Origin of the sequence: Nonomuraea sediminis, from assembly GCF_018531495.1 — a bacterium.
GTDB classification, from domain to species: Bacteria; Actinomycetota; Actinomycetes; order Streptosporangiales; family Streptosporangiaceae; genus Nonomuraea; species Nonomuraea sediminis.
In genome coordinates this window covers 1-19,545 of record NZ_JAHDTI010000020.1, presented here as the reverse complement: position 1 = coordinate 19,545, position 19,545 = coordinate 1, and the positions used below count along the sequence as shown (strand labels likewise).

General features: G+C 70.4%; 14 protein-coding genes. 4 read left to right on the top strand and 10 right to left on the bottom strand.

The annotated features are described in order from the left end of the window. Positions 1-12: 12 nt before the first annotated feature. The 9 genes from rpsG to KIK09_RS51125 all read right to left on the bottom strand — a co-directional run bounded on the left by rpsG (position 13) and on the right by KIK09_RS51125 (position 10,217). Positions 13-483 (bottom strand): 30S ribosomal protein S7, encoded by a 471-nt coding sequence (gene rpsG, locus KIK09_RS51165; RefSeq protein WP_214326889.1) that lies wholly within the window; start codon positions 481-483, stop codon positions 13-15. Between the two features lie 2 nt (positions 484-485). After that, entirely contained in the window at positions 486-860 is a 375-nt protein-coding gene (gene rpsL / locus KIK09_RS51160) for a 30S ribosomal protein S12 (RefSeq protein WP_214326888.1), read from the bottom strand. Between the two features lie 418 nt (positions 861-1,278). Then, positions 1,279-3,036: a TOMM precursor leader peptide-binding protein gene (locus tag KIK09_RS51155; protein WP_214326887.1), complete on the bottom strand. Its 1,758-nt coding sequence runs from the start codon at positions 3,034-3,036 to the stop codon at positions 1,279-1,281. Further along, on the bottom strand, positions 3,029-4,687 hold the full coding sequence (locus KIK09_RS51150; protein WP_214326886.1) for a YcaO-like family protein: 1,659 nt from the start codon (positions 4,685-4,687) through the stop codon (positions 3,029-3,031). The genes KIK09_RS51155 and KIK09_RS51150 overlap by 8 nt, the downstream gene beginning before the upstream one ends. After that, on the bottom strand, positions 4,684-5,952 hold the full coding sequence (locus KIK09_RS51145) for a SagB family peptide dehydrogenase (protein ID WP_214326885.1): 1,269 nt from the start codon (positions 5,950-5,952) through the stop codon (positions 4,684-4,686). Before KIK09_RS51145 ends, KIK09_RS51150 begins: the two co-directional genes overlap by 4 nt. After that, on the bottom strand, positions 5,949-6,914 hold the full coding sequence (locus KIK09_RS51140; RefSeq protein ID WP_214326884.1) for a lantibiotic dehydratase C-terminal domain-containing protein: 966 nt from the start codon (positions 6,912-6,914) through the stop codon (positions 5,949-5,951). Before KIK09_RS51140 ends, KIK09_RS51145 begins: the two co-directional genes overlap by 4 nt. Beyond that, positions 6,911-7,678 carry a lantibiotic dehydratase C-terminal domain-containing protein gene (locus KIK09_RS51135; protein WP_214326883.1) on the bottom strand — a complete coding sequence of 256 codons (768 nt, stop codon included), beginning with the start codon at positions 7,676-7,678 and terminating at the stop codon, positions 6,911-6,913. The genes KIK09_RS51140 and KIK09_RS51135 overlap by 4 nt, the downstream gene beginning before the upstream one ends. Further along, on the bottom strand, positions 7,675-10,011 hold the full coding sequence (locus KIK09_RS51130) for a lantibiotic dehydratase (RefSeq protein WP_214326882.1): 2,337 nt from the start codon (positions 10,009-10,011) through the stop codon (positions 7,675-7,677). Before KIK09_RS51130 ends, KIK09_RS51135 begins: the two co-directional genes overlap by 4 nt. Before the next feature lie 59 nt (positions 10,012-10,070). Continuing rightward, positions 10,071-10,217, bottom strand: a complete 147-nt coding sequence (locus KIK09_RS51125; protein ID WP_214326881.1) for a thiomuracin/GE37468 family thiazolyl RiPP peptide — start codon at positions 10,215-10,217, stop codon at positions 10,071-10,073. A 339-nt stretch (positions 10,218-10,556) separates the two neighbouring features. Between KIK09_RS51125 and KIK09_RS51120 the strand changes: the two genes are divergently transcribed. From KIK09_RS51120 to KIK09_RS51105, 4 genes are read left to right on the top strand one after another with little or no spacing between them, the layout of a single operon-like run. Next, the gene (locus KIK09_RS51120) at positions 10,557-11,273 is read left to right on the top strand and encodes a TetR/AcrR family transcriptional regulator (RefSeq protein ID WP_214326880.1); all 717 of its coding nucleotides are present in this window, start codon (positions 10,557-10,559) and stop codon (positions 11,271-11,273) included. Then, positions 11,270-12,466, top strand: coding sequence for a cytochrome P450 (locus tag KIK09_RS51115; RefSeq protein ID WP_214326879.1), 1,197 nt, complete (start codon positions 11,270-11,272; stop codon positions 12,464-12,466). The genes KIK09_RS51120 and KIK09_RS51115 overlap by 4 nt, the downstream gene beginning before the upstream one ends. Further along, a complete protein-coding gene (locus tag KIK09_RS51110) occupies positions 12,463-13,614 on the top strand; it encodes a cytochrome P450 (RefSeq protein WP_214326878.1) in 1,152 nt (383 codons plus the stop codon). Before KIK09_RS51115 ends, KIK09_RS51110 begins: the two co-directional genes overlap by 4 nt. Further along, positions 13,611-14,819, top strand: coding sequence for a coproporphyrinogen-III oxidase family protein (locus tag KIK09_RS51105; RefSeq protein WP_214326877.1), 1,209 nt, complete (start codon positions 13,611-13,613; stop codon positions 14,817-14,819). Before KIK09_RS51110 ends, KIK09_RS51105 begins: the two co-directional genes overlap by 4 nt. 676 nt (positions 14,820-15,495) lie before the next feature. On the opposite strand, the gene KIK09_RS51100 is transcribed toward KIK09_RS51105, so the two are convergent. Then, positions 15,496-19,371: a DNA-directed RNA polymerase subunit beta' gene (locus tag KIK09_RS51100; protein WP_214326876.1), complete on the bottom strand. Its 3,876-nt coding sequence runs from the start codon at positions 19,369-19,371 to the stop codon at positions 15,496-15,498. Between the last annotated feature and the right edge of the window lie 174 nt (positions 19,372-19,545).

Genomic DNA, 19,545 nt, shown 5'->3' with positions numbered 1-19,545 from the left:
AACCCGCCGGGGTTACCAGCGGTAGTGGGCGAAGGCCTTGTTGGACTCGGCCATCTTGTGGGTGTCCTCGCGCTTCTTGACGCTCGCGCCGAGGCCGTTGCTGGCGTCGAGGAGCTCGTTCATGAGGCGCTCGGTCATGGTCTTCTCGCGGCGGGCGCGCGAATACTGCACCAGCCAGCGCAGGGCCAGCGTGGTGCTGCGCGCGGCGCGCACCTCGACGGGCACCTGGTAGGTCGCGCCACCGACGCGGCGGCTGCGGACCTCGAGGGTCGGCTTGACGTTGTCAAGCGCGCGCTTGAGGGTGACGACCGGGTCGTTGCCGGTCTTGTCCCTGCAGCCCTCGAGGGCGCCGTACACGATCGACTGCGCGATGGAACGCTTGCCGTCCAGGAGCACCTTGTTGATCAGGGCGGTCACAAGCGGCGAGTTGTACACCGGGTCAGACATCAGCTGACGGCGGCCGGGAGAACCCTTACGAGGCATGGTTAGCTCTTCTCCCTCTTCGCGCCGTACTTGCTGCGGGCCTGCTTACGGTTGCGGACACCCTGGGTGTCGAGCGAACCACGGATGATCTTGTAGCGAACACCCGGCAGGTCCTTCACACGACCGCCGCGAACCAGGACGATCGAGTGCTCCTGCAGGTTGTGACCCACACCCGGGATGTAGGCCGTGACCTCGATGCCGTTGGTGAGTCGCACACGAGCGACCTTGCGCAGTGCCGAGTTGGGCTTCTTCGGGGTCGTGGTGTAGACGCGCTGGCACACACCGCGTCGCTGCGGATTCCCCTTGAGGGCAGGAGTCTTGGTCTTTGCGACCTTGTCCTGCCGGCCCTTTCGGACCAACTGCTGAATAGTGGGCACTGCCACTCCGTTTCGTGCCTTGGCCGGTGTTACGTCAGTTGTTGCATTTCGCAGGTTCTGCCGGTGTCATGACCTGCGGTTTTCCCCTGCCTCCGCGCCCCCGCGCTCGGGCGTGTCGCGCTCTTCGCACAGACACATCCGCGGGGACAATCGAGCCAGGAAGTCGTCCCGCGCTCCGGATATGAGCGCACGGTCGAAAGCCCGTCAATGACGGGCGCGAGTCACTAGACTACCCAGGCCCGCGCGACACGTCAAAGCGACCCGAGTCACAACGGCTGGTGCAGCCGCGGCTCAGGCTTACTGCTCCTGCATCAGGATATCCGCTCCGGCGAGTGTTTCCGCGGGATTGCCGAGGAAGGCCGCGCGCTCGAGCGCCGCGGCGGACCTTCCTTCTTGTACGGCGAGCCGGAGCAGTCCGTCAGGGGAAGGGGTGGGGGTAGGGGTTGAGGTCGGCGGGCAGCCGGGACAACCCGGCCGTCCTGCGGTGGTGGTGGCCGAAGGTCATCGGGATCGCGCCGGGGACGAGGACCTTGACGCAGGAGAAGTCGCGGGCGCGGTGCTCCGGCGTGGTCTGGTCGACGACGACGACGTCGGGGAACCTGGCGATGATCTCGGGCAGGTCCTCGGTGATGCGTGGCATGTCAGGCAGCGCCCGGATGGCGGTGCCCTCGGTGAGGAAGGACAGCCGGTCGAAGGCGGCGTCGGCGCCGTAGAGAGTGGAGTGGTCGTGCATGGTCTCCACCAGGTCCGGATTTTCCACCATCTGGCGGGCTCTGTCGGCGTCGTCGGGGTAGCGGCGGATCAGGTCGGCCAGCAGCGGGCCGAGCTCGCTGAGCGCGCCCATCACGGCCTTCTCCGGATCCAGGTGCGCGCCCGCCGCGCAGACCATCCGCGGCCTGGCCTGGTCGTCGCCCATCCGGACCGCGAGCGCCCACACCGACGCGATGCCGTACTCGGTGGTCGTGTCGTACAGCTCCACCCGGTAGCCGGTCTCGGCGGTGATCGCCGCCGCCTGCACGGGGATCGTCGTGTCGCGGGCCGTCGACAGGTCGATCCTGGGCGCGGGACGCCTGCCGTACCAGGTCATCAGGAACGCGTCGCGCTCGACGGTCTCCAGCAGGCCGTAGAGGACGGCCTCCGCGAGGCTGCCGCCGAGCGCGCAGCCGTTGGAGATCTCGTAGACGAACGGCTTGTCCCTGCCGCGCACGTGGTAGTACGCCAGGCTCTCCGGCACGAGGATGGGCGCCTTCCTGGCGAAGGAGTGTCCCCACACCCACTCGCACGGCACGTCCTCGGCGAAGGGCCGGAAGGCGAACCCCTGCCTGTCGTAGGAAGCGGAATCGTGCACGCCCAGCACGCGCGGGTCTAGCGCGTCGGGCGCCAGGTCGCGGTAGGCGGCCCTGACCGTGGTGCGCTTGCCGCCCGGCTCGACGCCGCCCCACCGCTCCAGCGCCTCGAGCACGGCGGTGACCTCGCTCGACCGGTAGTCGCGGGTGCGGCCCACGCCCGGCTCGGTCCCGCCCTCGAAGCGCAGCGGCAGCATCGCGCCCGCGATCACCAGGCCGCCGAGGGTGTCCCTGACCAGCGGCCTGATGAGCCCGCATTCGCCGTCCACGTAGGCGTCGAGCAGGGCCTGGTGCTCGTCGAGCACGTTGCGTACCCGGTAGCCCGCGCCCCAGCGTGTCGGCCCCAGCTCGATCGGCTCCGGCGCGTCGCCGGGCAGGTCACCGCAGTCCTGGCAGAGCGGCTCGGGCAGGAAGGCGTGCCGTTCGACGGCGAGCGTCCGCAGGTCCACGTACCAGACGGCGTGCCCGGGGTCCGCGATCAGGTGTCCGGTCAGCGCCGCGACCGTGCGCGCGCCCAGCTCGTCCAGGTACGGCGAGGCCGCCTTGGCCAGCTCCCGCCCGTGCACCGCCAGGATGGCCTCGCGCGCCTCGGTATCGGTCCTGGCCCTGCGCCGCCGGGTCTCGAAGCAGGTCACGCAGCCGGGCGTGCCGGGGCGTTCGAGCGGGCCGATGACGGCGGTGCCGTGCTCCACCCTGACCGGCAGCCACGCCTGCCCGGTGCGCCGGGCGCGCTCGTGGTCGGAGTCGTCCCAGCCGTCGGCGGCCACCACCAGCACGGGCTGCTCACCGATCTCCCTGGCCAGCAGGCCGTCCCCCCAGGCCTCAGGCATCGGCGGGCTCCGTGACAACGCGGATGACGTGCGGCATCAGGGCGTGCACCTCCGGATCGTGGTCGAGCATGACTACCGCGGGCCGCCTGCCCGCGCGTGCCAGCGCGGCCACCAGGTCGGCCGCCTCCACCCGTGCCGTCCCCAGGGGTGTCTCCCCGTCGACCTGGACGTCCAGTTCCAGCACGGGGACGTCCTGGGGGATGCCCTGGTGTGCCCGCAGGATCCCCTCGAGCACGGCCTCGGCGGCCTCGGCCGGCGTCGTGCCCGCGGCGCAGGTCACCAGGCGTCCGTCCAGGGTTCCCGCCAGGATGGGCACGCCCGTCTCGCCGGAGGCGTCCACGATCCCGTACGGCCGGCCGTACGACTCAAGGAGCGTCAGCGACCGCGAGGGGCCGGGCACGGTGACGGCGGGCAGCGGCCGGTCGAAGCGGGCCAGCCCGGCGCAGAGGGACAGCAGGCCCGCGAGCAGGGCGTCGGGCGTGGAGTACGCGGCGGCCGCGCCCGGCGGGAGCGTCCGTTGCGGGGTCAGGGCGAAGACGCGGTCGGCCGGCAGGAGCACGGTGGAGCCGTCGGCGAGGTCGCGCCCCCGCACGTGCCCGTCGGTGAGGCGGCGCGGGTCGAGGGCCAGCAGCGCGTGGGCGGTCAGCGCCCGCAGCGCGGCGCGGTAGCGGGAGGTGGCGAAGTCGGGGCCGACGCCCAGCACCTGGATCCGGTCGCTGCCGAGCAGGCCCATGGGGTCGGCCACGGTCGCGGCGGAGACGTGCAGCGGCAGCTGGCCGAAGGGGCCCTCGTCGAGGGCGGTGAAGACGCCGGTCCTGTCGTCCATGAGGCTGGCGGCGCGGCGGGAGAACTCCTCCTCACCCATCGGCTCGCCCAGGGTGCCCTCGCCCGCCGGGCGGGTGGCTGGGTGCGGCAGGTAGGCGTGGCTGCGGGTGCTGAGCGTGGCCAGGTCGACCGCGCGCAGGACCCGTGAGCCGCCGGGTGTGCCGGTGAGCCCGCGGCCGAGGTCGGCCACGACCTGCCCGGCGATCACGGTGGCGGCGACCTGCGACAGGCAGGGGTCGGACGGCGGCTCGGGCGGGCGCATGGCCTGCAGCCGCCGCCAGCCCGGGGCCAGCGGCCCGGCGCCCCACCACACCTCGCCCTCGCCGACCAGCACGTGCGTGACGGCGATTCCCGCCGCGTCCAGGCGTTCGGCGGCCCGCAGGCCCGCCTCGTCGGCGGCGGCGACATGCACGCCGGCCTCGCCGACGAACGAGCCCGACGGTCCGCGCCAGACGTCGAGCCCGAGCCTGCGCATGGCCTCGGCCAGCGCGTCCGTCAGCGCGGCGCAGCGCTCGTCGTCGGTCAGCAGCGCGCCGATGGTGCCCTTCCTGATCCGCAGCGTCGACGGGGTCGAGGCGTCCTCGACGATCCCCCGCTCGCGCAGCGCCGTGATCAGCCCGGTCACGAAGGCGCGCCGGTCGTCGGGCATCCCGGCGGTCAGCTCCTCCAGGGTGACGGCGCCGTCGAGGTGGGCGGCCAGCCTGTCCACCCACTGGTGGATCGAGCGCCCGTTGAGCTGCACCACGCCATCCCCCGTCAGGAAGGCCACCCCCGCCGGGGTGGGGGCGTAGCGGACGTCGTCGGGCAGTCTCGGCTTGAACGTCATGGTTCCACGCTTCCGATCATGAATTCGCCGACCGCGCACTCGCGCAGCGGGTCGCGGCCTGTGGCCTCGGCGAACGCGACCGAGTCGCCGCCGCCCAGCCCGCACGCCGCCAGCCCCATCGCGGTGGCCACCAGGTAGAGGGTCTGATAGAGCACGCCGACGTGCTTGAGCATGAGCGCGTATCCCATGCCCTCGTACTTCCACAGGATCCGTCCGGCCCTGGCGGAGACCGCCAGCAGGACCTGGGGGCGCCGTCCGGTCGCCGCGCCGTGGCCGGCCACGGTCAGCAGCCTGCGCACCGCCGGGTGGCCGGCCTCGCGCACCAGTCTGAGCACGTGGTTGTGGGCGTCGTAGTGGTACATCCCCGGCGCGATCCCGGCGGCGTGCCTGATCACGGGGTAGAGCTCCAGCTCGTACACCGAGCCGCCCGAGGGGTAGGGCTTGCTGGTGTACTCCACGTCGTCGGCCGTCCACTGCTCCCTGACCCGGGCCGCGCGGTAGAGCAGCTCTCCCAGCTGCGCCAGGCCGACGGGCCGCTCGTCGTCGTGCTCCCTGCGCGAGCGCCGCCCCTCCAGGACGTCGGTGAGGGCGGGATCCTTCAACTCCGCCAGGTCCGGGCGCGGCAGCTCCACCACGGTCCCCGGGTACGGCTCGGGCCTGGCCGGCTCGGGCTCGAAGCGCCCCCGCGCCCAGAACGTCCCGCCGAAGCCGTCACCGAGATATCCGCGGAACCCGACACGGCTGCGGTCGTGGAACTCCAGCTCCTGCGGGCTCCACTGCGCCGACCGCAGCTCTCCCTCTTCGCTCCCCTCCGGTACGGCGAGCCCCGCCCACACCAGATCGCCCAGGAGCCGGCCACCGGGCTCGACCACGTCGGCCAGCAGCGAGTGATCGTGGATCCACAGGTCGCACCAGGCCAGCGGGGACCGCACGACGACCCCGCCCGCCTCCCTGCGCACCGCGGCGAACTTGGAGAGCACCCAGCGGCCCGAGATCCCGGGACGCGCGGGCGGCGCCTTGAGCGGGTCAAGCGTGTAGAGCGGCCCGCCGTCCCCAGTGATGGTGATCTTGAGCCAGCCGCCGGCCAGCAGCCGGTCCACCAGCGGCCCGCTCGCGTTCCTCGGTCCGGAGGCCAGCTCGCGCAGCAGGCCGTACTCCTCCTCGTCCAGCTCCCCCAGCGTCTCGGCGTGCGGCCAGGCGAACAGCCGCGCCCCGCTGTCCAGCCGGGCCAGGTGGACGCCCGCCCGCAGGTGGTACAGCGTCATCGGGCCACCGCCTCGAGCACGTCGTCGGCGGCGCACGCGGCCAGGTAGCAGACCAGGAAGCGCCGGTCCGGCGTCAGCCCCAGCCTGGTCAGGTGCAGGTAGGTGCAGTTGAGGACGAGCCGGTAGGTCGCGAACCCCGGCGAGTCGCGCAGTTCCAGCCAGCTCGCGTCGTCCTCGAGCGCGCGGTGGAACCCGGACACCTCCGTGAGCGCGGGCAGCCCGGGGGCGGCCGTGGCCGTGCCGTACTCCAGCTTGATCCTGCCCTGGTCGACGAGCGCGCGGCCGCGGTCGCGCAGCGGCGTCAGCAGGTCGACCCATGCGCGGGTGCCCGCCGGCCAGGCGCCGCCGATGATGGCGGAGACCCTGGCGGTCAGCGCGTCCCTGTTGGTCAGGTACTGGGCCTGCCAGCGGGCGCGGACGTCGCCCTGCCTGGCCAGGTAGGCCTCGGCGTGCGAGCGCAGCGATCTGCGCGAGGCCGCCAGGCCGCCCTCGGAGAGCCGGTGCGCGGTGGCGACCACCAGGTCGAAGGCCAGCGAAGGCAGCGGCGTGCCCGCCCTGACCCGTTCGAGCGCGTCGAAGGCGGCGGGCGTGGCGGCGGCGTAGCAGTCGGCGAGGAACGCGCCGAGGTCGTCGCGCGGCTCGACCGGCTCCTGCGTCACCGTGTTGTCGGGCTGCCACGGCGTCAGCGGGCCCGGCTCGTCCTCGAGTTCGGCCAGCCGCCTGTGCAGCGGCAGCAGCGCCCCGGCGTCGGCGCCCGCTGATGGATGCTCCGCGAGGTAGCGGCGGATCCCGTCCGCCACCGGTCCCGCCGGGCCGTCGACGTACACCCGCAGGTGCGGCCCCCGCACCCAGTGCCTGACGAAGTAGGCCCGCCGCCCTTCGATCGCGGGCCGCAGCCCGTCGAGGATCAGCGGGTCCATCGGACCGCCGTGATAGTCGACCCGCAGCCGTGTCCAGCTCATGCCCGCACCGCCCGCCGTCCCATGGCGCGCAGCCGCGCCTCCTCGTGCACCCGGATACCGAGCCGGTTGGCCAGCAGGTGCGCGCACAGATCGACCGTCCTGGCCACCCGCCCCCGGTCGAACCCGGCCCGCTCCAGCTCTCCCGCCAGCGCCCGCACCGACGCGTGCCACCCGCCGACCACACCGCCTGGCGTCCCCTCCGCGACGACCTTCCTGGCGTGTACGGCCAGCGACTCCAGCCGCTCGTCCGGCGGCGCGACGGGTCCCGGCTCGGGCCCGGTGACCTCCCAGGCGACGAGCAGCATGGTCAGCCACGCGGTGTCGCGCCTGCCGGGCGGCAGCCGTGCGGCAAGGAGTTCGAGCGCGATCCTGCTCGACTCGTGGAAGTGCCTCTCGACGGCCTCGAGCGACGCGCCCGTGCCGTACCTGTCGTGTTCGGGGCGGTAGGGGATGAGCTGGACGCTGTCGTTGGGGAACATCCCGCGGACGTAGTCGGACACGCCCTCCCTGGCGGCCAGGGTCTCGGCCAGCCTGGCGTACTCCTCGGGGTCGATGACCGCCACGGACGGGTGGTCGCGCAGCCAGGACCCGGCCTGCTTGACCACCACCTCGGCGGCCGTGTCGCGCACCCTGATACGCAGGTGCGGCCCGCCCTCCCAGTAACGCAGGAAGAAACCCGTCTCGCCGAGCAGCGGCCCGGCCAGCTCGACGATCATGTCGTCGAGCGAGCCCTGGGAGAACACGTGGGCGCTGACCCAGCTCATCGGCCCACCTCGACCAGGTACTCGGTCACCCGGTCCTGGACGTCGAGCGGGTCGGGCAGCGCCTCCTCGAACAGGGCGAACGCGCACCCGCGCACCTGCCGTTCGAAGACCTTGACCAGGAACAGGTCGCCCAGGTCGAGGTAGAGGGGTTTGCGGGCCTTGTCCTGTCCGGCGCCGGTCTGCTCGGGCCAGGCGCGCACGAACGTCCGCTCCGGGATCCCGTGCTCGCCGAGCCATGCGGCCAGCCGCAGCAGGAACGCCGCGTCGCCCTCCCCCTTGGCCCGCATCGGCAGGTCGGCGGCCGGTGACAGCCAGCGCCTGCGCTGCACCACGACGCGCCCTGCCTCGACGCGCGGGTAGCGGGTGACCGTACCGGGCACCCTGTCCAGCCTGATCAGCGGCGGCGAGCTGGGGTGCAGCAGATAGCCGGGGCCGAAGACCCGCTCGATGAAGCGGGCGGCGGGGGGCAGCTGGAACTCGGCCGCCATGCCCAGGTGGAGCGGGACGACCTGGAGGCCGAGCCGGTCCGACCAGAGGGCCGGCAGCCCGGTCGCGGGGTCGATGACGACGTGCAGGTCGCGCAGAGGCAGGCGGTTCTCGCCCGGCCCCGCGGCCGGGGAGTGCGGGTAGTCGATCTGATGGAGGGTGCTCGGCGGGCGGTTGTTGAGCGTGGAGCCGAGCGATCCGGTCAGCTCGGCGTAGACGGCGCCCTCGGGGTCCTCCAGGAGGGGCGGCGCGACGGTCAGGCCGGACGCGCGCTCGATCAGGTGGTCGAGCCTGCGCAGCGCCCGCCCGTGCCCGCCGTGGATCACGTTGAGCACCAGGTCGTCGCCGGCGACCTGGACGTAGCAGGCCGACGAGCGCGGGGTGGCGATCCAGGCGGGCCGCTCGGCCAGCTGCGCCTCCAGCGCCTCGATCGGGACCCTGCTGGTGCCGGTGGCGTCCTCGGCCGACAGTGCCAGGGTCCTGGCCTCCGCTCTGAACCTGTCGAGCTCGCGCACCAGGGGTAAGGAGGATCCGGCCAGCGGCTGGGTCCAGGCTGCCGCCAGGAACGTGCTCAGCTCGGGGTCGCTCGCGGCCACGGCCTCCTGGACCAGACGGTGGAGGGTGAGGAAGGGGACCTTGGGGGCCGTGCCGTACCTCTTGTGCAGCAAGTCCGCGACGGCCAGCCGCATAGGGGTTTTGGCGTCGAAGACGGCCAGCCAGCGGCGCACGACGTCCAGGTCGTGCAGGCGCTCCTGCCAGCGGTCATGGCGCAGCGTGGCCATCGGGGTGGTGGAGACGGCCACCTCGTGGAGCTCGCCCGGGATATCGGCCAGGAGCCTGCGGAAGCGGGCCGGGTCCGTGGTGTGCTGGGCCTGGGCCAGGTCGTCGCGTGCGGGCTCGGCCGGATGTGGTTCGAGCAGGCCCGCGCGCAGGAGGGCGCCGGCGAAGCGGGCGACCGAGGCGTGGTCGGCGCCGAGCGCCGCGGCCAGGTCGTCGAGCGTGGTCCAATCGGTGCCCTCGACGGCGCGCAGGCAGGCGCGGACCGCGTCGGTGAGCCCGAGGCCGACCAGCGGCTCGTCCGGCGGCGGGCCGACGAACTCGACGCGGTCACCGATGACGGTGGCCGACGGGTTCAGCCTGACCAGCGCGGGCAGCGTCTCGGGCCGCGGGTGTCCCGCGGGTTCCAGCACCGGCAGCAGCTCGGTGTCGTGGACGGACTCGCTGTCGCCCCAGAGCGCCGGACCCGTGCCGGTGAACATGCTGTAGGGGCTGGTCTTGGCGGCGGCCCGCGCGACGTACTTGGCCAGCCGGATCAGCTTCTGCGGCTTGGGCGTGCGCGCGGGGTCGGCGATCCACCTGTCGAGCTCGGCCGCCAGCTCGGGCCCTGCCAGCGCCAGTCCCCTGCGGAAGCCGGGATCCGCCGCGATCGCGCGCAGCTCGTCCTGTTTGGCCGCGCTCTCCCGCTCCACCAGTCCGGGCAGCCGCGCCAGCTCGTGCCCGTGCGCGGCCATCGCCCGCGTCCACTCCTCGATCCGGCGCGCGATCCCCTCCGGCAGCGCGGCCCTGACCTCGGCGTTCCACTCCTTGGGGGTACGGCGGGCGTGCAGCGCCCTGCGCAACCCGATCACCACCGGCCGCAGCGCCGACCCGTCCAGCTCGCCGACGACACCGGTCAGCTCCTCAGCCAGTCGCTCTCCCTCGGCCGACAGCCGCCCGCCCTCGGCGAGCAGCCGCAGCACCAGGGCATGGGATTCCTCCCAGCGCAGCGACCGCAGGGCGGCGGCCGGCAGGCCGCAGCGCCTGACCGCGACGTCGGGCGCGGCGGTGAGCTGCTCGATGACCGTCATGGATCTCCTCGCGTCGGGTGCGGCGCGGGCGCCGCCGAGGCGACGCCCGCGCTTCTAGATCAGGCGCTGCAGGAGCAGCAGATGTAGCAGAAGCAGTTGCAGGAGGCACCGACCTCCGTCATGCCGTGACCGGCGGTCAGGGACTCGACCGCAGTACCGGCTTCGGGGAGTTCGAACACGTCCATGGGCAGGTCGTTGAGGTCCATGCGGACACTCCTTCCGGGGTTAATGGCTGGTTGACCATTTCGCGCAATGGCATGCAAGTCCCATCTCGGACATAAACACACCCTTGCGACGTGGCCGACGCTAGGTGTAAATATGGAAACCGGTCAAGATTCGGAAACTCGCTGACTAAATTTGAATTTCAGTCAGCCAGGAGGGGAGGACCGAATATTCCAAGTGTCAACAAAACAGGATATGGGGGGAAATGGCCAGCCCACGTGGGGAAAGAGGCCGAGCCGAGCCCTCGTGTCAGGCCACTCCGAATGAGTGGCGGTACGGATGTTGACAAGCACCAGCTCTCACGGGGAAGGAGCTCGCCGGCCATGAGCGTTGTCTCGACGCGGGGACCCGCCAGGACCAGCGATGATCGGGTACGCCGGACCATGGACGTGACACGGAGCCTGCTGCTGCGCTCCGGCTACAAGCGGACCACCATGGACGAGATCGCCCGCCGCGCCGACGTCGGCAAGGGAACGATCTATCTCAGCTGGGACACCAAAGACGATCTGATCCGAACACTTGTCACGCACGAAATCGTATCGGTTTGCGAGGAGATCGGGCGCTTGGTTCGGCTACGCCCCGCCGCCAGTCGCGTATCAGAATTCTGCAGGGAGATCTTCACCCTGGTCTTCAAATATCCGCTCTTCCGCGCTCTCTACACCTATGACAAGGAAACGATCGGCCGGGTCTGCGATGACCCGACACTCGAATTCCACCCCTACAGAATCACCGGCTTCTCGCCATTCACTGAATATCTCCGCATGCTGTCCGAGCACGATCTCTGGAATCACCGCAGCGACTTCTCCCTCGACGCCGTGATGTCCGGGTTCGTGAAGTCCCACCTGCACGCGGAGATCGTCGACCCCCACCCATCCCTGGACACGCGCGCCACCGACCTGGCGCACGTCATCAGGAGTTCCATGGAGCCGGAGACCTGGCCGGCCGAACCGCACGCCGACCGCACCGCCGCGATCTTCGCGCAAGCCGCCGAGAAATACCGGGCGAAACTCATTCCGACTCTGCCTGCGAGGAACCCATGACGAACGACGGCCCGACGATGACGATGCCCGCGGGCGCGCGCCCGCGAATCAAGGACGGCGGCGGAGAACTCCTGCGGTGGCTCGGCAAGATGCGGGACGAGCAGCCTGTCTGGCGGGATTCCTACGGTATCTTCCATGTTTTCCGGCATGCCGACATACAGCGCGTTATGTCCGACTACGCAACCTTTTCTTCTGACATCAACAGGCTGCGTCCGGGTGGGGATCCCTTCAGCGCCGGGAGCCTGATGCTCACCGACCCGCCGGAGCACCGCAAGCTCCGCAAGCTGATCAGTCAGGCCTTCACCCCCAAGATGTCCTCGGACATGGTCCCCCGCATCCGTGAGCTGACCCTCCAGCTGCTCGACGAGATCGACGGGGACGAGTTCGACCTGGTCGAGAAGATCGCCCACCCGCTGCCCGTCATGGTCATCGCCGAGCTGCTCGGCATCCCCATCCACGACCGTGAGCTGTTCCGCGGCTGGGCCGACAGGCTCGTCGCCCTGCACGTCGACGACCCCACCGACATCGAGATCGGGCGGATGGTCGGCGAGGCCATGCGCGAGATGGGCGAGTACGTCATGACACACGTGCGCGAGCGCCGCGTCTCCCCGCGTGACGACCTGGTCAGCCAGCTCGTCGCGGCCGAGGTCGACGGCGACAGGCTCACCGACGCCGAGATCGTCAACTCGGCCTGCCTGCTGCTGCTCGCCGGGCAGATCACCAGCACGATGGCGCTCGGGAACGCGTTCCTGTGCTTCAGGGACGAGCCCGGCGTGGAGCGGGCCGTACGCGAGGATCCGGAGCTGCTCGGGCCGGCCTTCGAGGAGGTGCTCAGGCTGCGGCCCCCGCTGACGCAGGCGGCCAGGCTGCCCACGGCCGAAGTGGAGGTCGCCGGGGTCACGCTGCCCGCGGGGTCGATGGTGATCAACTGGCTGCTGTCGGCCAACTACGACGAGCGCCAGTTCCCCGACCCCTACACCCTGGACCTGACCAGGCAGCCCAACCGGCAGTACGCCTTCGGCCACGGCATCCACTTCTGCCTCGGGGCGCCGCTCGCCCGGGTGGAGGGCAAGGTCGCGCTCGAGCTGATCTTCGACAGGTTCGCCGAGGTCACCGTGGACCCCGACGCGAAGCTGGAGTTCTACGAGGACCCCATGTTCGGCGTCAAGAGCCTGCCGGTGCGGGTCCGATGATCCCCTCCCGTGAAGACGGCGGGCGAGCGCTGTTCGGCTGGCTCCGCGAGATGCGGGATTCCCAACCGGTCTGGGTGGACTCCTTTGGGATGCACCACGTCTTCCGCCATGACGACGTACGCGCGGTGCTGGGCGACCACCAGCGGTTCTCCAGCGACAGGACCCGGCTGATGCCGCAGGCCGACGGGTTCGGCAAGGGCGGCATCACCATGATCGACCCGCCCGAGCACCGGCGGCAGCGCAAGCTGATCACCGCCGCGTTCACGCCGCAGTCGATCGCGGCGCTCGAGCCGCGCGTCGGGCAGATCGCCGACGAGCTGCTCGACGCCCTGCCGGGCCCGGAGTTCGACCTGGTGGCCGAGCTGGCCTACCCGCTGCCCGTCATCGTCATCGCCGAACTGCTCGGCGTGCCCGCCTCCGACCGCGACCTGTTCCGGGCCTGGTCCGACCGGCTGATGTCGCTGCAGGTCGCCGACTACGCCGATCCCGCGCTGGCGCGCACGGTCGCCGAGGCCATGGCCGAGATGAACGACTACCTGCGCGGCCACTGCGAGCAGCGCCGCCGCGAACCGCGCGACGACCTGCTCACCCGCCTGGTCCAGGCCGAGGTCGACGGCGAGCGGCTGGATCCCGAGCAGGTGGTCAACACCGCGAGCCTGATCCTGCTCGCCGGCCACGTCACCAGCACGGTGATGATCGGCAACACCGTGCTGTGCCTGGCCGGTGAGCCCGAGGCCGAACGCAAGGTCAGGGCCGACCCGACGCTGATCCCGCAGGCGCTGGAGGAGAGCATGCGCCTGCGCTCGCCGTTCATGCAGGCAGGCCGCGTCACCACGACCGAGATCGAGCTGTCCGGGACCGTCATCCCGGCCAACAGGTTCGTCATGGCCTGGCTGCTGTCGGCCAACCACGACGAACGCCACTTCGACGACCCCGAACGCTTCGACCTGGGACGCGCGTTGACCGGCCAGCTTGCCTTCGGCCACGGCGTGCACTACTGCCTGGGGGCGCAGCTCGGCCGCCTGGAGGGCCGCATCGCCCTCGAACGCCTGCTCGGCCGCTTCTCCTCCATCCAGCCGGGCACCCCGGCCTTCTACGAGAGCCAGATCTTCGGCGTCAGGACGATGCCCGTGAGAGGTGCGGCATGACCCAGCCCCTGCTCATCTACGCCAACATCCCCTTCTGCAACTCCAAGTGCCACTTCTGCGACTGGGTCGTCCAGGTCCCCGTCCGTGACCTGCGCCTGGGCGAGCAGTCACCCGCCCGCCAGTCCTACCTGGAGGCGATCAAAACCCAGATCCGCGTCCAGTCGCCGACGCTGCGCGAGCTCTACCACCCCGACATCATCTACTGGGGCGGTGGTACGGCCAGCATCCTGTCGACCGGCGAGATCGAGTCGCTGTACGGCGCGCTGGCCGACGAGTTCGACCTGAGCACCGTCAGGGAGGCCACGATCGAGGGCAGCCCGGAGTCGCTCACCCCGGACAAGCTCCGGGTACTGCGCGGGGTCGGCTTCAACCGGATCAGCATCGGCGTCCAGGCCTTCGACGACGCCCGGCTGCGCCGCATCGGCCGCGCCCACGGCGCCGACCAGGCGATGAAGGCCGTGCGCGACGCCCACGAGGCGGGCTTCGGCAACATCAACATCGACCTGATCGTCGGCTTCCCCGGCCAGAGCTCAGAAGAGGTGGCCGAGTCGGTCCGCACGGCGCTCAGCCTGCCGGTCAACCACTTCTCCATCTACCCCTACCGGGCCAGCCCTGGCACGGTCTTGCGCAAGCAGGTGCACAGGGGCGGGCAGCTCGACCTCAACATGCAGCTGTCGGCCTACGAGCTGACCAGGGAGCTGCTGACCGGCGCCGGGTTCCCCGAGTACGCCATGTCGTACTTCGGCGCTCCGCGGTGCCAGTCCGACGAGGCCTACTACCAGCTGCGCATGGACTGGATCGGCTTCGGCTCCGGCGCCAACTCGCTGATCGGCCGCCGCTACCTCACCTACGAGAAGGGCAAGCTGGCCCGCTACAACACCAACCCGCTGGCCTTCGACGTCAACGCCCCCGCCGACTCACCGCAGCTCACCCTGCACTTCCTGTCGCAGGCCCTGACGACGGTGGAAGGCATGGACGCCCGCCTGTTCCAGCAGCGCACAGGCACTCCCCTGCGCACGGCCTGCGAGCAGCCCGAGGTCATGTCCTACCTGCTGAAGATGAACGACCACGGCCGCGTCATCGTCGACCGCGACGGCATCCGCATCCACCCCGACGACATAGCCCGCGTCTTCATCGCCCTCAACTGGATCGACACCCCCGGCACCGACGACCGCGAAGTAATCCAACTCACCACCCGCACCTAACCACCCCCGTCTGCCACGACGCGGCTCGGGCGGCCTCACGATGAGGCCCTGCCCGCACACCCACCCCAGCCCGGCGCCCCCAGGCGCCGGGCGCTTCCGAGCCCGAGCTTTCCCAGGCGCCGGGCCGGCGAGACGCGGGACGGCGAAAGTCGGCGCCCTGTACGGCGGGGAAGCCGGGCACTCTTCGCAGTGCAGAGCCTGGACCGCACGGGCAGCCCTCTGCGGGGCAGCGCTAACGGGCCCGGGTTACCAGGCGCCGGGTCGGCGGGACGCGGGACGGCGAAAGTCGGCGCCCTGTACGGCGGGGAAGCTGGGCGCTCTTCGCAGTGCAGAGCCTGGGCCGCACAGGCTGTCCTCTGCGGGGCAGCGCTAACGGGCCCGGGGTTACCAGGCGCCGGGTCGGCGGGACGCGGGTCGGTGGAGGTCGGCGCCGTGTGCGGCGGGGAAGCCGGGGCCGGGGGACGCGGGTTCCGGAGGGGCGTAACGGCGGGCGACCCCGCGGCGCTGGAGGAGCGTCTCCCTGGACAGAGGGCGGCCGGAGTGCGGCGGGTGGCGGGGGCGGTGGCTCGCCGTACAGAGAGATAGAGAACGCCCCGTACGGAGGGATGGAGAGCGCAGAGGGGCAGAGAACGCGAAGACGCCCAGCCCCCTGAGGGACTGGGCGTCTAGGCGCGGATCAGCGGTTGTACTGACCGAAGTCGTACTCCTCCAGGGGGACCGCCTCGCCAGAGCCGGTGCCGAAGGTGTAGTCGGCCGCGGAGCCGTCGTAGCCACCGACCGTGTACATCGCGGCCTTGGCCTCCTCGGTGGGCTCGACCCGGATGTTGCGGTACTGGGGCATGCCCGTGCCGGCCGGGATGAGCTTACCGATGATGACGTTCTCCTTCAGGCCCAGGAGCGAGTCGGACTTGGCGTGGATCGCCGCGTCCGTCAGGACCCTGGTGGTCTCCTGGAAGGAGGCCGCCGACAGCCACGACTCGGTGGCCAGCGACGCCTTGGTGATGCCCATGAGGACCGGACGGCCGGCGGCGGGCGAACCACCCTCGGCCACGGTCTCGCGGTTCATCTGCTCGAAGCGCGGACGCTCGACCAGCTCGCCGGGGAGCAGGTCGGTGTCGCCGGACTCGAGCACGTTCACCCGCTTGAGCATCTGGCGAACGATGATCTCGATGTGCTTGTCGTGGATCGACACACCCTGCGAGCGGTACACCTGCTGGACCTCAGCCACCAGATGCAGCTGCACGGCCCGGGGGCCGAGGATGCGCAGCACCTCGTTGGGGTTGACCGCACCGGCGACCAGCTGCTGGCCGACCGCCACGTGCTGACCCTCGGAGATCAGCAGCCGCGAGCGCATCGAGACCGGGTAGGCGATCTCGTCGGAGCCGTCGTCCGGCGTGATGACGAGCTTCCTGGTCTTGTCGGTCTCGTCGATGCGGATGCGGCCCTCGGCCTCGGAGATCGGGGCGACACCCTTGGGGATGCGCGCCTCGAAGAGCTCCTGGACACGAGGCAGACCGTGGGTGATGTCGGCGCCCGCCACACCACCGGTGTGGAAGGTCCGCATCGTCAGCTGGGTGCCGGGCTCGCCGATCGACTGGGCGGCGATGATGCCGACCGCCTCGCCGACGTCCACGAGCTTGCCGGTGGCCAGCGAACGGCCGTAGCAGGTCGCGCAGACACCGATCTTCGCCTCGCACACCAGCGCGGAGCGGGTGCGGACGGTCTCGATGCCGGCCTCGACGAGCTTCGTGACGTGGATGTCGTTGATGTCGACACCCGCGGACACGATGACCTTGCCGTCGACCTCGACGTCCTCGGCCAGGATGCGGCCGTGCACGTTGGACTCGGCGTTCTCGGCCTTGACCAGGTTGCCGGAGCCGTCACGCTCGCCGACGTGCAGCGGGACCGCACGGTCGGTGCCGCAGTCGATCTCGCGCACGATGACGTCCTGCGCCACGTCCACCAGACGACGGGTCAGGTAACCCGAGTCGGCGGTCCGCAGAGCGGTGTCGGCGAGACCCTTCCGCTGGCCGTGGGTGGAGATGAAGTACTCCAGCACCGACAGGCCCTCACGGAAGGAGGCCTTGATCGGACGCGGGATCGTCTCACCCTTGGTGTTGGACACCAGGCCACGGATACCGGCGATCTGCCGGACCTGCATCTTGTTACCGCGGGCGCCGGAGTTGACCATCATCCAGACCGGGTTCGTCGCCGGGAACGCGTTGACCATGTCGGTCTCGACGTCCGCGGTGGCGTGGGTCCAGATCTCGATGAGCTCCTGGCGGCGCTCCTCGTCGGTGATCAGACCGCGCTCGTACTCACGCTGGACCTTGTCGGCCCGGCGCTCGTAGTTCTCCATGATGTCGGCCTTGTTGGGCGGCGCGACGACGTCGTCGATCGAGATCGTGACGCCGGAGCGGGTCGCCCAGCGGAAGCCGGCGTCCTTGAGCGCGTCGAGCGAGGCGGCGACCTCCACCTTGGGGTAGGTCTCTGCCAGCTCGTTGACGATCGTGGACAGCTGCTTCTTGCCGACCTGGAAGTTAACGAACGGGTAGCTCTCCGGCAGGGTCTGGTTGAACAGGCACCGGCCGAAGGTGGTCTCCAGGCGGATCGGGTCACCCTGCTCCCAGCCCTCAGGCGCGACCCAGTCGCGCGCGGGCAGGACATCGTTGAGCCTGATCTGGATCTTGGCCTGGATCTCCAGCTCGCGACGGTCGAAGGCCATCTGAGCCTCGGCGATGGAGCCGAAGACCCGGCCCTCGCCGACCGCGCCGTCCTTCTGCGTGGTCAGCCAGTACAGGCCGATGACCATGTCCTGGGTGGGCATCGTCACGGGCTTGCCGTCGGCCGGCTTCAGGATGTTGTTCGTCGACAGCATCAGGATGCGGGCCTCGGCCTGCGCCTCGGCCGACAGCGGCAGGTGCACGGCCATCTGGTCGCCGTCGAAGTCGGCGTTGAAGGCGGTGCAGACCAGCGGGTGGATCTGGATGGCCTTGCCCTCGACCAGCTGCGGCTCGAAGGCCTGGATGCCCAGCCTGTGCAGGGTGGGCGCCCGGTTGAGCAGCACCGGGTGCTCGGTGATGACCTCTTCGAGCACGTCCCACACCACCGGGCGGGCACGCTCGACCATCCGCTTGGCCGACTTGATGTTCTGCGCGTGGTTGAGGTCCACGAGCCTCTTCATCACGAACGGCTTGAACAGCTCCAGCGCCATCTGCTTGGGCAGGCCGCACTGGTGCAGCTTCAGCTGCGGGCCGACGACGATGACCGAACGGCCGGAGTAGTCGACTCGCTTGCCCAGCAGGTTCTGGCGGAAACGACCCTGCTTACCCTTCAGCATGTCGCTGAGGGACTTCAGCGGCCTGTTGCCAGGGCCGGTGACCGGGCGACCGCGGCGGCCGTTGTCGAACAGCGCGTCCACGGCCTCCTGGAGCATCCGCTTCTCGTTGTTCACGATGATCTCGGGCGCGCCGAGGTCGAGAAGCCTCTTGAGGCGGTTGTTCCGGTTGATGACCCGGCGGTACAGGTCGTTCAGGTCGGAGGTCGCGAACCGGCCACCGTCGAGCTGCACCATCGGGCGCAGGTCCGGCGGGATGACCGGGATGCAGTCGAGCACCATGCCGCGCGGCGAGTTCGTCGTGTTGAGGAACGCCGAGACGACCTTGAGCCGCTTGAGGGCGCGGGCCTTCTTCTGACCCTTGCCGCTGCGGATGGTCTCGCGCAGGTTTTCGGCCTCGGCATCGAGGTCGAAGCTGATCAGGCGGTCCTGGATCGCCTGCGCGCCCATGCCGCCCTTGAAGTAGCGGCCGAAGCGGTCACGCATCTCGCGGTAGAGCAGCTCGTCGCCCTCGAGGTCCTGGACCTTGAGGTTCTTGAAGCGGCTCCAGACCTCGTCGAGCCGGTCCAGCTCACGCTGGGCCCGGTCGCGGAGCTGGCGCATCTCGCGCTCGGCACCCTCACGCACCTTGCGGCGCTGATCGCCCTTGGCACCGGCGGCCTCGAGCTCGGCCAGGTCGGCCTCGAGCTTCTTCTGGCGCGCCTCGATGTCGGCATCACGACGCTGCTCGATGTGCTGCCGCTCGACGGAGATCTTCGCCTCGAGCGAGGGCAGGTCACGCTCACGCATCTCGGTGTCGACATGCGTGATCATGTAGGCCGCGAAGTAGATGACCTTCTCCAGGTCCTTCGGGGCCAGGTCGAGCAGGTACCCCAGGCGCGAGGGCACGCCCTTGAAGTACCAGATGTGGGTGACGGGCGCGGCCAGCTCGATGTGGCCCATCCGCTCACGCCGCACCTTGGCGCGAGTCACCTCGACGCCACAGCGCTCACAGATGATGCCCTTGAAGCGGACACGCTTGTACTTACCGCAGTAGCACTCCCAGTCGCGGGTCGGGCCGAAGATCTTCTCGCAGAAGAGTCCGTCCTTTTCCGGCTTGAGAGTCCGGTAGTTGATGGTCTCGGGCTTCTTGACCTCACCGTGCGACCACTGGCGGATATCGTCGGCCGTCGCGAGGCCGATCCGAAGCTCGTCGAAGAAGTTGACGTCGAGCACTATTTATCCCCTCAGCTTCCAGATCAGACTTCGTCGACGCTCATGGCGCCCTCGTTGGGGCGGCGTGACAGGTCGATGCCGAGTTCCTCTGCCGCGCGGAAGACGTCCTCGTCGGTGTCGCGCATCTCGATGGACATGCCGTCGCTGGACAGCACCTCCACGTTCAGGCACAGC